This window comes from Escherichia sp. GZ89 (assembly GCF_019366485.1).
GTDB classification, from domain to species: Bacteria; Pseudomonadota; Gammaproteobacteria; order Enterobacterales; family Enterobacteriaceae; genus Escherichia; species Escherichia fergusonii.
Map to the genome: position 1 here is coordinate 475217 of NZ_JAEOHX010000001.1, position 16029 is coordinate 491245.

Here is a 16029-nt window from a genome sequence, read left to right on the forward strand (position 1 = left end):
CGTTATCAATACTATCGAAAACAGCCCGAAGCAACGGATTCCTCGATGAAATTATTGCGTGTTGCAGAGGGGATGTGACGACTGCAAACAAAACCAATCCTGCGAGCCTGCTACTATTGATGGATTCATGCCAAAAGCACAGGAGAGCATTATGGGGCAACAAAAGCAGCGTAACCGCCGTTGGGTTCTGGCCTCGCGTCCGCATGGCGCGCCGGTTGCGGAGAATTTCCGTCTTGAAGAAGATGATGTCGCCACACCCGGTGAAGGACAGGTGTTACTGCGCACAGTTTATTTGTCACTGGACCCGTATATGCGTGGACGTATGAGTGATGAGCCATCTTATTCACCGCCGGTTGATATTGGCGGTGTGATGGTCGGCGGTACGGTGAGCCGTGTCGTGGAGTCGAATCATCCTGATTACCGAGCAGGCGACTGGGTGCTGAGTTACAGCGGTTGGCAGGACTACGACATATCCAGTGGCGATGAACTGGTGAAACTTGGCGATCAACCAGAAAATCCTTCGTGGTCATTGGGGGTACTGGGAATGCCCGGCTTTACTGCTTATATGGGACTGTTGGATATCGGCCAGCCAAAAGAGGGCGAAACGCTGGTGGTTGCTGCCGCGACCGGTCCGGTTGGTGCAACGGTGGGGCAAATCGGCAAACTGAAAGGCTGCCGCGTGGTGGGTGTCGCAGGAGGCGCGGAAAAATGCCGCCATGCCACCGAAGTGCTGGGTTTTGATGTTTGCCTTGACCATCACGCGGATGATTTTGCCGAACAACTGGCGAAAGCGTGCCCAAAAGGTATTGATATCTATTATGAAAACGTTGGCGGTAAGGTATTTGATGCGGTGCTACCGTTACTCAATACATCTGCGCGCATTCCCGTCTGCGGCTTAGTGAGCAGCTATAACGCTACAGAGCTACCACCCGGTCCGGATCGTTTACCCCTGTTGATGGCTACGGTGCTGAAAAAACGCATTCGATTACAAGGGTTTATTATTGGTCAGGATTATGGTCACCGTATCCATGAGTTTCAGCAGGAGATGGGACAATGGGTGAAAGAGGGGAAAATTCACTATCGTGAACAAATTACCAACGGTTTGGAGAACGCCCCACAGACGTTTATTGGCCTGCTGAACGGCAAAAACTTCGGTAAAGTTGTTATTCGCGTCGCGGATGATGATTAAAGATACGACGGCGGCATAAAGCCGCCATAAAAATCCAGGCAAAAATCTTATTTCCAGCTTTAATTAACTTACCACTTCTCTGTTCTGTAGCTAATAACAATAAAGGTGAGTGGATAATGATTATTCAGCTTCATACGCCAGGTAAACGACTTCTGCTGTGCTGGCAGAGTTGGAACGAAAACACCTGAAGGAAATAACATGCCTGGAACGGAAAAAATACCGCATATCAGTTTAACTATGAAGGTTGAGAACGACCTGAAACATCAGCTTAGTATTGGCGCACTAAAACCTGGCGCACGCCTGATTACTAAAAATCTGGCGGAGCAATTAGGTATGAGTATTACACCCGTGCGTGAAGCATTATTACGTCTGGTTTCGGTGAATGCGCTCTCTGTCGCACCAGCGCAAGCATTTACAGTACCGGAAGTGGGGAAACGTCAATTAGACGAAATCAATCGGATCCGCTACGAACTGGAATTAATGGCAGTTGCTCTGGCTGTTGAAAACCTCACCCCGCAAGACCTGGCAGAACTTCAGGAATTGCTCGAGAAATTACAGCAGGCGCAAGAAAAGGGCGACATGGAAAAAATCATTAATGCGAACAGACTATTTCGCTTAGCGGTTTATCATCGCTCAAATATGCCCATCCTGTGTGAAATGATTGAGCAACTGTGGATCAGGATGGGGCCTGGTTTACATTATCTTTATGAAGCGATTAACCCAGCGGAATTACGTGAACGTATAGAAAGCTATCATGAACTACTCGCCGCGTTAAAAGTAAAAGACAAAGAGGGATGCAAACATTGTCTTGCTGAAATTATGCAACAAAATGTTGCTATGTTATACCAGCAATATAATCGTTAAATTAAATGCCCGGCAAATACCGGGCATCAAGATAATCACTCAAATCGCCACGCAACATTCACGCCGATACCATAATTTCGCCCGGGCGCAGGTTCGTAATATCGCCCGTTCGACTCATTGACAATGACAGAACCAACGTATTCTTTATCGAATAAATTGTCGACACGGCCAAATAAATCCACAGTTAAATTGTGGTAATTGTATTTATACCCCGTGAATAAGCCGACGAGTGTATAAGAAGGCGCTTTGGCCGTATTTTCATCATCGGCCATAATATCGCCCATATAACGCGCTTCCGTGCCTGCATACCAGCCATCTTCCGGTACATAACCTATCGACGCAAAGCCCATATTACGGGCGATCCCCGGCATCCGGTTACCGTTACAATCTTGATCATTGCAAACATTGCTGCGATAGGTCGCATCAAGCCAGGTCCAGGACGCTTTTATGCGAAAATCTCCCGCGAAACGTTGATCCCATGCCAGTTCAGCACCTTGACGACGGGTCTTTCCGGCATTTTTATAAGTCGTACGTCCACCGCTACTGCTATCGACAACAATTTCATCATCGGTGTCGGTCTGGAACAATGCGAGACTAAGCAGCCCATCACCAATACGCGTTTTACTGCCGATCTCAATTGTATCGTTGGTGGATGGTTTTAAACCAAAGTTCATACCGCTTTGACCGTCAGCACGATAAGACAGCTCATTAATCGTCGGCGTTTCAAAACCACGCCCGGCTGCCAGATAGATATTCCAGGCATCGGTCATTGCATATTTTAACGATCCGACTGGTAGCCATTTGTGATAACTGGCATCACCACTGTCATCGCCGTTACCCGGAGTAACGTAATGATCGTTGGAATCAAACCATACGGAGCTGTAGCGCACGCCGGCATCCAACGAAAGTTTTTCGGTAAGCTGCCATTGCGTTTGTAAATAAGGATCGACGTTCCACATCAGATTGCGTTCGTCGCGGCGCAACTCACCTTTTTGCCCGTACTCCGGCACACCGCTGTTCAGGCGGAAGTCGTTGTAGCCTTTACGGTTTTCACTCATGTTTTCGTAGTTCAGGCCGGTAGTGAACGTGACCGGAACACCCAGTTCGCCACGGTGTGTCCAGCGGCTGTCTATCCCCTGATAATGGCGTTGTAGAGTAATCACACCGCCCGCATGCGATGGGTTAAGTTGCGGGGCCATTGGGATTGACTGGTACTGGGTCGTTTCTCGTTCTCCGGCATACATCATCACACTCATATCATCTTTCGCGCTCAGGCTACGCTCATAACGCAACCCAGCCTGAGTTTGCTTGATGGTTTTTCGCGTGTCGTACTGTTCAGCGCGTGGCGCTTGTTGCGGATTCGCCTTCCATTCTGCTTCGGTTAATCCACCTGGGTCATCTGCTTTGATATCCACACTATTGAAAATCAGGCTTAATTTGCTGGCGTCATCAATGCGAACGCCCAGTTTGGCATTGGCTAAATTTTTCTGTGCGCCACTATGGTCACGATAGCCGTGGGTCGTAAAACGCGTGGTTGAGACGGTGTAATCGACATCACCAGGTTGTGTACCGTCGCCCGTTGCGCCCGTTGCTTTCAGCCCATAGCGCCAGCTGCCAAAACTGCCGTAGTAACTACTGGCTTCAATGGTTGGTGGTTGTTGTCCGGTCTGGGTGGTGACATTCATTACACCGCCAGACGCGTTGCCATACAGGGCAGAGAAGGGGCCACGCAGCACTTCCACATTTTGCACACTGCTTAAATCGATGTTGGATGTTTGCCCTTGCCCGTCGGGCATGGTGGCGGGAATACCGTCCACATACAGGCGAATACCGCGAATACCGTAAGTGGAGCGGGAGCCAAATCCGCGAATCGACAGCTGTAAATCTTGCGCATAGTTCTGCCGGTTTTGTACCTGCAAACCAGGCACGCCGGTCAGTGATTCAGACAAGTTAATGCGCGGTGTTGCCAGACGCATCTCCTCGCCATCCACCACGCTCACAGCTGCTGGGGTATCCAGTTCTGAAACCACCTGCGGCGCGGCACTGACAATCATGGTCTGTTCATCAGCGGCAAAAACAACGGGGGAAAGGACAAGCAGTGCGGGCAAAACGGTCTGTCGGACGGAAAAAATCTTCATGAAAAAAGCCAGGTTAAGAATGGGAAAACGCCGTCATGGTAATGAAATTGTAAATTTATGGAAAATGAAACGGCACAATACGTTAAGTAATTGAGAAAATTGTAGTCGTAACGGCAAGAAATGCTCCACATTTGAGAAAATAATGATTACCATTCCCATTTATAACAAGAGCGTAACGATGATTATGCTTAGCGAAGCATTGTGAAGCAGCAAAAATATCGGTTCATCAAAGGGAGTCGTCATGCATTTACGTCATCTGTTTTCATCGCGCCTGCGTGGTTCATTACTGTTAGGTTCATTGCTTGTTGCTTCATCATTCAGTACGCAGGCCGCAGAAGAAATGCTGCGTAAAGCGGTAGGTAAAGGTGCCTACGAAATGGCTTATAGCCAGCAAGAAAACGCGCTGTGGCTCGCTACTTCACAAAGCCGCAAACTGGATAAAGGTGGCGTGGTTTATCGTCTCGATCCGGTCACTCTGGAGGTAACTCAGGCGATCCATAACGATCTCAAGCCGTTTGGTGCCACCATCAATAACACGACTCAGACGTTGTGGTTTGGTAACACCGTAAACAGTGCGGTCACGGCGATAGATGCCAAAACGGGCGAGGTGAAAGGTCGTCTGGTGCTGGATGATCGTAAGCGCACGGAAGAAGTGCGCCCGCTGCAACCGCGTGAACTGGTCGCAGACGATGCCACAAACACCGTTTACATCAGTGGTATTGGTAAAGAGAGCGTGATTTGGGTCGTTGATGGCGAGAATATCAAACTGAAAACCGCCATCCAGAACACCGGTAAAATGAGTACCGGTCTGGCGCTGGATAGCAAAGGCAAACGTCTTTACACCACTAACGCTGACGGCGAATTGATTACCATCGACACCGCCGACAATAAAATCCTCAGCCGTAAAAAGCTGCTGGATGACGGCAAAGAGCACTTCTTTATCAACATTAGCCTTGATACCGCCAGGCAGCGTGCATTTATCACCGATTCTAAAGCCGCAGAAGTGTTAGTGGTCGATACCCGTAATGGCAATATTCTGGCGAAGGTTGCGGCACCGGAATCACTGGCTGTGCTGTTTAACCCAGCGCGTAATGAAGCCTACGTAACGCATCGTCAGGCAGGTAAAGTCAGTGTGATTGACGCGAAAAGCTATAAAGTGGTGAAAACGTTCGATACCCCGACTCATCCGAACAGCCTGGCGCTGTCTGCCGATGGCAAAACGCTGTATGTCAGTGTGAAACAAAAATCTACTAAACAGCAGGAAGCTACTCAGCCGGACGATGTGATTCGTATTGCGTTGTAATAGATATGGCGAGGGTGAAAACGGAGAGACTTGCCTGACTTTTATCACGCCGCATGCGGCACACCTTCGTCAGTAATCTAAATTTGCCCGGCACATAGCCGGGCAATTTTGTAATTAACTCGCCGTCTCTGGCTTAAACACAATTTCCTGTTTTTCTTTATCTTCCTCGACGACTGGCGCAGTGCTGTGAATTTCTGCAACGCGTTTGCGCACACCAAACCAGCCTATAACCAGCAGAATACCGATAATCGGCAGCGCCGCAATGGTATAAGTCCCGTTCGGGTAATCGAACGCCATCAGCACCAGGACACTCAGTAAAAACAGTAATGTCAGCCACGACGTAAAGGGCGCACCTGGGAGTTTAAAACTGACATCCGCTGCTTTGCCTTCTTTAATCGCTTTACGCAGGCGCATCTGGCACACGATGATAAACGCCCATGAAGCGATGATTCCCAGCGACGCGAAGTTCAGGACAATCTCAAATACGCGAGACGGCACCAGATAGTTAAGGAATACGCCAACAACATAAACGACCAGCGTCGCCAGGATCCCGGCATACGGCACATGCTGACGGCTCATTTTCGCCATAAAACTCGGTGCGGAACCGCCCATCGCCATCGAGCGCAGAATACGCCCGGTGCAGTACAGACCTGAGTTCAGGCTGGAGAGCGCAGCGGTCAGCACCACAATGTTCATAATGCTGCCGATGTACGGCACGCCCAGTTTGGAAAAGAACGTCACAAACGGACTTTGCCCCGCCTGATACGCGCTCCACGGCAATAACATAACCAGCAACACCACGGAGCCGACGTAAAACAGGCCAATACGCCAAATCACGCTGTTAATTGCTTTAGGCACCATGGTCTGCGGATCTTTACATTCTCCGGCAGCTGTTCCAACCATTTCAATAGAGGCAAAAGCAAACACTACGCCCTGAATCAACACCAGCGCAGGCAGTAAACCGTGGGGGAAGAGGCCGCCATTATCGGTAATTAAATGAAAGCCAGTGGTGTTGCCATCCAGCGGCTGACCGCTACCGAGGAACACTGTACCCACGACCAAAAAGGTCACGATGGCGAGCACTTTAATAAGCGCAAACCAGAACTCCATCTCCGCAAACCATTTCACACCAATCATATTCATGGTGCCAACGATGGTTAGCGCAGCGAGCGCAAATACCCACTGCGGTACACCACCAAATGCGCCCCAGTAATGCATATACAGTGCGACGGCGGTGATATCGACAATCCCGGTCATCGCCCAGTTAATGAAGTACATCCAGCCTGCAACGTAAGCGGCTTTCTCTCCTAAAAACTCTCGGGCATAAGAAACAAAGCTGCCACTGGAAGGGCGATGTAACACCAGCTCACCCAATGCCCGCAGAATAAAAAACGAAAACAAGCCACATATTAAATAAACCAGTGCCAGCGCAGGACCCGCCATTTGCAGTCGGGCTCCTGCACCTAAAAACAAGCCGGTGCCAATCGCGCCGCCGATGGCGATCATCTGTACCTGCCGATTGCCCATCGCTTTGTGATACCCCTCTTCGTGGGCATTAAGCCAGCGGCGTTTCGCGGCGTGTTGATCAGTTACGTCGTTGTTATGTGATCTCATTGCGCTCCCTGATGATCTTCATGAATTAACGTTTCTCGTTACCATAAATACATTATTTATTCACGGTAACTATGACAGCGCTAACCGTTATTCTTTATGGGTATATGTCTGTCGGCGCAGAATCCTACCTGCATTCGGGAAACGATGCAAAAAATAACCATATAAATTAGGGGGTAATTCAGGCGTGTGGTGATAAAAGAGTCAGAAAGGAGCTTCTGGCCCCTCAACTCAGTGTGAAATGGGTGTTCTACACTTAAGCTTTTAGGCGTTTTGGAGGCGCTATGTTAAAGATGTATGGTGTGCCGGGATGGGGTTCTACAATCAGCGAACTCATGCTTACGCTGGCAGATATTCCCTATAAGTTTGTTGATGTCAGCGGTTTTGACAGTGAAGGTATTGCGCGTGAGCTATTGCAAACGCTCAATCCGCTATGTCAGGTTCCGACACTGGCGCTGGAAAATGGCGAGATTATGACCGAAAGCGCGGCTATTGCGCTAATGGTGCTCGACCGCAGCCCGGATCTTGCGCCACCAGTTGGGCGTGCCGAACGTCAGCAGTTTCAACGGCTATTGGTCTGGCTGGTTGCTAATGTCTATCCAACATTCACTTTCGCCGATTACCCTGAGCGTTGGGCATCTGACGCACCTGAACAGTTAAAGAAGAATGTTATTGAATATCGCAAATCGCTTTATAACTGGCTGAATTCACAATTGACCGCTGAACCTTATGCGTTTGGTGAGCAACTAACGCTGGTGGACTGTTATCTTTGCACAATGCGCACATGGGGGCCTGGGCATGAATGGTTTCAGGATAATGCCACGAATATCAGTGCGATTGCTGATGCTGTATGTCAGATACCAAAGCTAAAAGGGATACTAAAGAGGAATGGAATCATTTAATTATTTTTCCCATCGATTTCGCCCACTTTCTTTCGCCCGGTATAACGCGGCGTCGGCATCTGAAATAATTTGTTCAGCCGTTTTTGCGGGAGCAGAACAGGTAATCCCCTGACTAACCGTAACGAATGCATTAACCGCAGATGCCTGATGCGGGATAGCTGCCAGTTTAAGTTCTTGCTTCACTCTGGCTGCTACCGTCTCTGCTTCCGGCAATGTTGCATTAAAAAGTATGATGGCAAACTCTTCGCCACCATAACGGACAACAACATCCTCCGACTGGCGAGTTGAACGCTGTAGAGCGTCGGCAACTTGTATCAGACAACGATCCCCAGCAGGATGCCCGTAAGTGTCGTTGTAACGTTTAAAAAAATCGACATCCAGCATAATAAGAGCAAATGACCCGCCGTTATCTATCGCGTCGTGTAAGATACTGTTCATTGCACGTCGGTTTGCTATCCCAGTTAAAGGATCACGATGTGCTAATGCATCAAGGCGATTAATTAACTGGTTGTTATAGCTGTTTTGTTCCCATGCTTCTTCAAACCAACGTAACAAAATGAGTCGCCCACCATATAACGCCAGTGAAAAAATACACCAGATAACAGCAAAATGAATATTAACCTGTTGATTAAGCATAAGGCTCGCTATTGGAGTGGTGAACCATAAGGGAATGACAAATGCGAGCAATGATGGGGTATGGAAATAAAGTGCGACAACGCCACTAAGCATTAATAATACACATAGTGGATAAGCAAACTGCAGCGTCCAGTACGCAATAAAGTGATAACTACACCATGACCATAGCAGGCTCAGGGCAACTAATAGCACCTGGATAGGTAATGTTTTTTGCCGAGGGATGAGTAGTAAACCACTGCAAATCAGCAGAATACCCGTTGCAGATATATCAATAGAATGTATAAGGCTTTTTTCATTTAACCAGGGAGGAGTAAGGTCATTAAACAGAACACGGCGCAGCAAAATCATCAATGCAAAACTGACATTGATAAAAGCAAACCATGGCAAACTAATCGTCATGCCGCGAATAACCATATCGCGGCGGGTTTTCCACGAGTGATGCGTTTTTCTTCGTTCAGCCATTTTTTAACCAAAAAAGGGCAGGATACCTGCCCGGTATACAGTAAATTTATGGTGTCACTATATTGAACCAAAATTCAAAATTATCCATATAACCCAACAGCTCGTTGAGTTTTTCCGCTTTGCCAGTAATTTTGACATCTCCTTTGTCCGTGGCTTCTTTCAGCGTCTCTTCTTTCAGTACAATTTTGTTCAATACATCACGAGACAGAGTGATAGTGGCATCAGCATCCGAAGCCTCTACACCAGCAGTATGATTGAGAACACCATTTTCAAGCTCCACTTTATAGGTGCCGCCATCTTCACCAAAATCGAAATTCAGTACAGCTTTGGCATCTGCCGCTTTCTCACCATTAATATGGACGGCAAGATAATCAAAGAACATCTCTGGCGTCATTGCACGCACGGTGTCAGGGCTGGCAGTATTTGGTGTTGGTAATTTTTGTACGCCATTACGCAATTCCTGTGCGCCTGTGAGATAAAAATTACGCCACGGCCCAGATTCAGCCTGATAGCCTAACTGCTCAAGCGCATCAGCTTCCAGATTTCTCGCTGCCTGGTTGTTTGGATCGGCAAACACCACCTTACTAACAACCTGGGCAACCCAGCGGAAATTACCCTGGTCATAATCTTGTTTGGCTTTCTGTAAAATGGCATCAGCACCGCCCATATACTCGACGAATTTTTTTGCGCCTTCTTCTGGCGGCAGTTCATCAAGCGTCGCGGGGTTACCATCAAACCAGCCGAGATAAAGCACGTAAGTTGCTTTCACGTCATGACTTACCGAACCGTAATAGCCGCGATTCGCCCAGGTGTTAGCCAGTGACGAGGGCAGTTTAAAGTTTGCGGCAATTTCATCACGTGTCATCCCTTGATTTGCCATACGCAGAGTTTGATCATTGATGTAACGATACAAATCACGCTGGCTTTTAAGCAGTTTGACCACGTTATCGTTGCCCCAGGTTGGCCAGTGATGTTGAGCGAGAATAATCTCGGCCTTATCTCCCCATAAATTGAGAGCTTCGTTAATATATTTTGACCACGGCAGCGGTTGGCGAATTTTAGCCCCACGCAGCGAATAGGTGTTATGAAGGGTATGCGTAACATCTTCAGCGGTTTCGATCAGTTTCTTTTCTTCAATAAACCACAGCATTTCAGAAGGTGCTTCAGAACCTGGCGCCATCAAGAAATCATAGGTCAACCCGTCAATAGTTTCTTTTTGTCCGGTTTTGGTGATGTAGTTAGTAGGAGCAATCAACGTGACCGTTCCTGCTGAAGTGGTTGTTCCCAGTCCCGCGCCAACCTGACCTTTAACATCAGGTTTCAATAAGTTGCCATACATATAACTGGCTCGTCGGCTCATCACATTGCCAGCCATAATATTTTCGGAAACGGCTTCCTCCAAAAATCCGGCTGGCGCATAGATTTTAACTTTGCCTGATTTAACGTCAGCTTCATCAATTACGCCGCGAACACCACCGTAGTGATCGACATGACTGTGTGTGTAGATAACCGCTACTACCGGTTTTTTACCGCGATTTTTGTAATAGAGATCCATACCCACTTTGGCTGTTTCTGCTGAAACAAGGGGATCAACGACGGTAATACCCTCTTTGCCTTCAATGATGGTCATATTTGATAAATCGAGGTTACGAATCTGATAGACACCTTCAGTCACTTCAAATAATCCGCTGATATTTATCAGTTGCGCCTGACGCCATAAACTTGGATTCACCGTATCAGGGGCTTTATCACCTTCTTTAATAAAAGCGTATTGTTGTGGATCCCAGATAACATTTCCTTGTTCGCCCTTAATGACGTCCTGAGGGATAGGCGCAATAAAACCTTTATGGGCATCAGTAAAGTCAGTGTTATCGGAAAATGGTAATTGGCTGTAAAGTAAATTGTTTGCTTGTTGCGTGGCTGCGGTGGCGTCTTTAGGGGCTTCCGCCGCGAGGAGTGGCAAAGAACTGGTGGTGAATAATCCCGTTATTAGCAGACTTTTAACAATATGATTAAGCTGCATCTTAAGCGTCTCCAGAATGGATTTTTATTGGGGGTAATTACGGATGAATTTTTTTGTGAGGGCAAGAATAACTATAATGGGCGTTAATAAATTGGCAAGCCGGGAACTTGATGTTTTCTTAATGGCATGTTGGCGAAGAATATATTCTGCAAGTTAACGTTTTTGTTGGCGCTTTATTTAAAAGGGTGTAGTACAAATCTGTACAAATTCAAGTAGGCATTATTTCCGTAAAAAAGCATCACCGGACACATAACATTCACAACGTGTGTTAATTTTACTGACATCTTTCAAAAGGAGCACAATCATGCCGCACATAGACATTAAATGTTTTCCATGTGAACTGGACGAACAACAAAAAGCAGCACTTGCTGCAGATATTACCGACGTTATTATTCGCCATCTGAACAGTAAAGACAGTTCGATAAGCATTGCTCTACAGCAGATTCAACCAGAATCATGGCAAGCTATCTGGGACGCCGAAATTGCGCCCCAAATGGAGACGCTGATAAAGAAACCTGGTTACAGTATGTAAAATGCTTAACCTGCCGTAACACGCTTCCCGCTGGTAACAAACGTGCCAGCACCTAAATGATGTAGTGTATTGAGTTTATCATCATCAAACTGCCAGCGGCCTTCGACAAATACCCGTGCGTCTGCCGCTGCTGATACCACCTCGCCAAACAGCGTGTCGTATTTTTCTTGCGCGGAAGTCGCTGGTAGCAATCGACACTCCATCCACGCCAGACATTTCTCTTCAACAAGTGGCAAACCAAGCACCGGGCCTTTCACTACTGGAATGCCGTAGCAATTAAATTTATCTTCTTCACGACCCGAGACACTTCCCACCGCCCACGTCCAGTTAGTCGCTGCAACACTTGGGACAACAATGCCAAATTTACCGTTACGCTCAATCAACTCCCTGGTCCATGTCGATTTATCTACCACAATCGCCACACGTGGCGGTTCAAACTCTACCGGCATCGACCAGGCCGCAGCCATCACATTACGTCGCTGTGATTTTTCATCAAAAGTTGTTATCAAAATAGTTGGGCCATGATTTAACAGACGGCTGGCATGGTGTAATTCGACGGGGATAAATCGGCTCACGGTATCGCCTCGCTAAGAAGGTTGATTTAAAAGCGTAGCTCGTAACGCAATAAGTAACGAAATTAACGAGATTGGCGATTTGCGAACGTGAGGCATATCCGCGATCACACAAAATAGCCGGTGCGGCGTCTATTCCAGGTTATAAATTGAGAAAACCACAAACGGAAACGCCTGATGACACCCATTCTGAATCACTAATTTACCCGTATTAACTGGTCGGGAGCGGCTGCGGTCAATATCTAAACGCTGCGCGCATTACACCTGAAACACAATTGCACCATTCCGTATGAAAACCTCGACGTTTTGCTGCCGAGGGAAATACAGCTTGATGATCAATCGCTGGAAGAGAAACTGGTGACAGCCCGTCGTGGCGGCTACTGTTTTGAGCAGAATTGCGTGTTTGAGCGGGTGTTGCGGGAGCTGGGGTTTAACGTTCGTAGCTTGTTAGGGCGTGTGGTGTTATCAAATCCTCCAGTGTTACCGCCACGTACCCATCGCTTGCTGTTAGTCGAACTGGAAGGAGAACGCTGGATTGCTGATGTCAGTTTTGGTGGGCAGACGCTTACCGCGTCGATTCTTTTATTTCCCGATCTCGTGCAGACCACGCCACACGGAGAGTATCGGTTGTTGCAGGAGGGTGATGATTGGGTGTTACAGTTTAATCATCATCAGCACTGGCAGTCGATGTACCGTTTTGATCTCTGTGAACAACAACAAAGTGATTATGTGATGGGGAATTTCTGTTCGGCGCACTGGCTGCAGTCGCATTTTCGCCATCATTTGCTGATGTGCCGCCATTTGCCGGATGGCGGCAAACTGACGCTGATCAATTTTCATTTTACCCACTATGAAAATGGACATGCAGTGGAGCAGCGAAATCTACCGGATGTGGCGTCGTTATATGCCGTGATGCAGGAAAAGTTTGGTCTGGGTGTGGATGATGCGAAACATGGCTTTACTGTGGATGATTTAGTGTTGGTGATGGCGGCGTTTGATACGCACCCTGAGGCGGGAAAATAATTTATGTCAGGTTGCCGGATGCGGCATAAACGCCTTATCCGGCCTACATTAGCCAACAGATTCAATAAATTACGTTGCGGTTGTAGGCCTGATAAGCGAAGCGCATCAGGCAACGATATCAAAAATCAATGGCCCATTCAGCATGGAAAAGAATCACTGCCGTGCCGGAAATGGTAACTTTCTCCGGTTGGTTATCTCGAATTGTCACCGTCACATCAATCACGCCGTCACGCCCCAGTGCGCGCCCCTGATGGCCTTTAACACGCAACACGCTGCCGTCATGGGGTAGTAAGTTGTGATGTACCAACCATGCGCCCATCGGGCCATTGGCATTCCCGGTCACCGGATCTTCCACAATACCAATCGCAGGTGAGAACATGCGACCATCGGTTTCATTTTTGCCAGGGCGGATCTGGAACGGGAAAAAACCATTGCAGCCAATTTGTTTACTAATAGCGGTCAGCGCAGCAAGGTCAGGCGAAAGGGCGTCGATATCCACTTCTGGTTTCAACGGGATCATCACTTTTGAGTGTCCTGTGGTTGCCACCTGGATCGGCAAACCCGGCAGAATATTGTCTTCGGTAAGATGCAATGCGTTGATAATCTCCGCACGTGTTTCACCTTCCAGCGGTGGCTCAAAGCCCGGCGTACCTTGTTCCAGCGAAATACGATAATCATCATTTTGCTTTTCGATAGTCACACGATGTTTTCCTGCTAGCGACGTTTGCCAGACCGTGCAATTTCCCAAACCTAATACCTTTGAACGTACATAGTGCGCAGCCACCGTCGCGTGACCGCAAATTGGCACTTCAACCGTTGGCGTAAAGTAACGAACGTGTACATCGCTGTCGTCGCTGCGCAGCAGAAAAGCGGTTTCCGAATGACCTAGTTCGCGGGCGATAAGCTGCATTTGCACTTCACTAAAATTATCGGCGGGAAAAACAACACCGGCAGAATTGCCGCGAAACGGTTGAGAGGTAAAAGCATCGACGTGATAAATCTGCGGTTTCATTAACGTTCTCCTGTGGTCAATAATATTGACATTCAATTCTTTATTAATAATTCAAAAATGAGTACTGACAATAAAATAGACGGTGCTTAAAGCTATAATTTCAATATATCTGAACTTGAAAGCATTCAAAAATCGATTGAAAGCGCTTTAAATGATATCCGAAAACTAAAATCGTTATCCCGTAGTAATCACTGAAAGATGAAGCATATTGTGTGCAAAATGCTGCTCCGGATGTATTCCCGGAACAGTATTTTGAAAATAATTAAGCATTTCACTGGTATCAGCAGGGTAGAACTGTAATTCAGTATTTATTGCCTGTTTACGGCTGTTTACCGAATTCACAGCTTAACCGTGTCCAACGACGTGCCTGTTCACTCAGCGTAAAACCTAAACCATGACGTTCAGAAACCCACATCCGTCCATCGCGCAGTTCCAGTTGTTCGTTAAATAGCGGATTTAACCATTCAAAATGTTCCAGCCACGGTTCCAGTGGGTAAGCTGCAGCAAGATGCAAATGAACCTCCATAGCAAAATGCGGTGCCAGTTTACGACCATGTTTCGCCGCCAGATCCATGATTTCTAAAAATGGTGAGATACCGCCCACGCGTGGAGCATCTGGCTGCACAAAATCGCTGGCATTTCCAAGAATCAATTGCTCATGCTCGCGGAAACTGGTCAGCATCTCTCCGGTTGCTATAGGGGTATCCAGCGCAGCGGCCAGCTGCGCGTGCCCCTCTATGTCATAGGCATCCAGCGGCTCTTCAATCCAGATGAGATTAAAGTGTTCCATTTTTCGCCCCATCCTGATAGCTGTTTCCCGATCCCATTGTTGATTGGCATCCACCATTAGCGGGAAATCATCCCCCAGTGCTTCACGTACCGCAGTAAGTCGACGGATATCTTCCGCACAGTCAGGCTGTCCAACTTTTAATTTGATACCGCCAATTCCGTTTTCACGCGAGATAACAACATTTTTTAATACCTGATCGAGCGGAGTATGCAGAAAACCACCGGATGTGTTGTAGCACTGCACTGAATCCCGATGTGAACCCAGTAATTTTGCTAATGGCAACCCGGCTCTTTTAGCTTTCATATCCCACAAGGCGATATCAATAGGGGAGATGGCCTGTACAGCTATTCCACTTCGTCCAACAGAAGCACCAGCCCACAGCAATTTGCTATAAATCTTGTCGATATCATTCGGATCTTCCCCAAGCAGATTATCGGCAATCTCCTTTGCATGTGCATAAATCCCCTGGCCACCAGCGCGTTTTGAATAGCTGAAGCCTACTCCTTCAAAACCATCACGAGATCGAATTTCCGCAATGATAATCGCCACTTCCGTTAATGGCTTTTGTCTGCCTGTTAAGACTTTGGCGTCGCTGACAGGCGTAGCTAACGGCAAAAAAGCCAGTGACAATTTTACCCACTCAATACGATCACCGGTTTCTGCAGCAGTTTTGCCGTTTGCAACTTTGGCGTAACTGACCGCTTCAGAATTGGCACTTAAGGACATGATTATCTCCATTTATCAATTATGTTTGCGCTAACATTAGTAATCTCTATGAAATAACCATTCCAGTTGAAAGAGTTATAATTGAACAATAGCTCACAACTTAAGACCGAATAATCAGTTATTTTGTTTAATGCATCACGATCCAGGTGATTCTGGGGAAATGCACAATTTTTCATGATAGCGATAACATTCATCAACTATCCGCTATGATTATCTGGACAAAGTATCCGTTGGGACTGGAGTTTA

General features: G+C 47.4%; 12 protein-coding genes and 1 pseudogene. 6 read left to right on the plus strand and 7 right to left on the minus strand.

Features of this window, described 5'->3' with window-relative positions:
• Positions 1 to 151: 151 nt before the first annotated feature.
• The gene (gene curA, locus K0335_RS02335) at positions 152 to 1189 is read left to right on the plus strand and encodes an NADPH-dependent curcumin/dihydrocurcumin reductase (protein ID WP_002431553.1); all 1038 of its coding nucleotides are present in this window, start codon (positions 152 to 154) and stop codon (positions 1187 to 1189) included.
• A gap of 198 nt (positions 1190 to 1387) precedes the next feature.
• Positions 1388 to 2053: a colanic acid/biofilm transcriptional regulator McbR gene (mcbR, locus tag K0335_RS02340; protein WP_001119570.1), complete on the plus strand. Its 666-nt coding sequence runs from the start codon at positions 1388 to 1390 to the stop codon at positions 2051 to 2053.
• A gap of 35 nt (positions 2054 to 2088) precedes the next feature.
• Here the strand turns inward: mcbR and pqqU are convergent, their stop codons facing one another.
• Complete coding sequence (gene pqqU / locus K0335_RS02345; RefSeq protein ID WP_104919735.1) at positions 2089 to 4191, minus strand: TonB-dependent receptor PqqU; 2103 nt, start codon at positions 4189 to 4191, stop codon at positions 2089 to 2091.
• A 241-nt stretch (positions 4192 to 4432) separates the two neighbouring features.
• Here pqqU and K0335_RS02350 point away from each other — a divergent pair, with 241 nt between their 5' ends.
• Positions 4433 to 5494, plus strand: coding sequence for a YncE family protein (locus tag K0335_RS02350; RefSeq protein ID WP_000550675.1), 1062 nt, complete (start codon positions 4433 to 4435; stop codon positions 5492 to 5494).
• Positions 5495 to 5608: 114 nt separating this feature from the next.
• Here K0335_RS02350 and ansP read toward each other — a convergent pair whose 3' ends face one another.
• On the minus strand, positions 5609 to 7108 hold the full coding sequence (gene ansP, locus K0335_RS02355) for an L-asparagine permease (protein ID WP_104919736.1): 1500 nt from the start codon (positions 7106 to 7108) through the stop codon (positions 5609 to 5611).
• A 281-nt stretch (positions 7109 to 7389) separates the two neighbouring features.
• On the opposite strand from ansP, the gene K0335_RS02360 reads away from it, so the two are divergent.
• Positions 7390 to 8007, plus strand: coding sequence for a glutathione S-transferase family protein (locus K0335_RS02360; RefSeq protein ID WP_104919737.1), 618 nt, complete (start codon positions 7390 to 7392; stop codon positions 8005 to 8007).
• On the opposite strand, the gene K0335_RS02365 is transcribed toward K0335_RS02360, so the two are convergent.
• Positions 8008 to 9057, minus strand: coding sequence for a GGDEF domain-containing protein (locus K0335_RS02365; protein ID WP_046077674.1), 1050 nt, complete (start codon positions 9055 to 9057; stop codon positions 8008 to 8010).
• A 94-nt stretch (positions 9058 to 9151) separates the two neighbouring features.
• A complete protein-coding gene (locus K0335_RS02370) occupies positions 9152 to 11128 on the minus strand; it encodes an alkyl/aryl-sulfatase (protein WP_104919738.1) in 1977 nt (658 codons plus the stop codon).
• A 304-nt stretch (positions 11129 to 11432) separates the two neighbouring features.
• On the opposite strand from K0335_RS02370, the gene pptA reads away from it, so the two are divergent.
• Positions 11433 to 11660: a tautomerase PptA gene (gene pptA, locus K0335_RS02375; protein ID WP_046077552.1), complete on the plus strand. Its 228-nt coding sequence runs from the start codon at positions 11433 to 11435 to the stop codon at positions 11658 to 11660.
• Between the two features lie 5 nt (positions 11661 to 11665).
• On the opposite strand, the gene K0335_RS02380 is transcribed toward pptA, so the two are convergent.
• The gene (locus K0335_RS02380; protein ID WP_104919739.1) at positions 11666 to 12235 is read right to left on the minus strand and encodes a flavin reductase family protein; all 570 of its coding nucleotides are present in this window, start codon (positions 12233 to 12235) and stop codon (positions 11666 to 11668) included.
• A gap of 207 nt (positions 12236 to 12442) precedes the next feature.
• Between K0335_RS02380 and nhoA the strand changes: the two are divergent.
• Positions 12443 to 13255 (plus strand): annotated as a pseudogene (nhoA, locus tag K0335_RS02385) (N-hydroxyarylamine O-acetyltransferase).
• Positions 13256 to 13373: 118 nt separating this feature from the next.
• Here nhoA and K0335_RS02390 read toward each other — a convergent pair.
• Together K0335_RS02390 and K0335_RS02395 are read right to left on the minus strand one after the other, a co-directional pair.
• A complete protein-coding gene (locus K0335_RS02390) occupies positions 13374 to 14267 on the minus strand; it encodes a PhzF family isomerase (RefSeq protein ID WP_219393711.1) in 894 nt (297 codons plus the stop codon).
• A 319-nt stretch (positions 14268 to 14586) separates the two neighbouring features.
• Complete coding sequence (locus K0335_RS02395; protein WP_104919741.1) at positions 14587 to 15783, minus strand: L-talarate/galactarate dehydratase; 1197 nt, start codon at positions 15781 to 15783, stop codon at positions 14587 to 14589.
• Positions 15784 to 16029 lie beyond the last annotated feature (246 nt).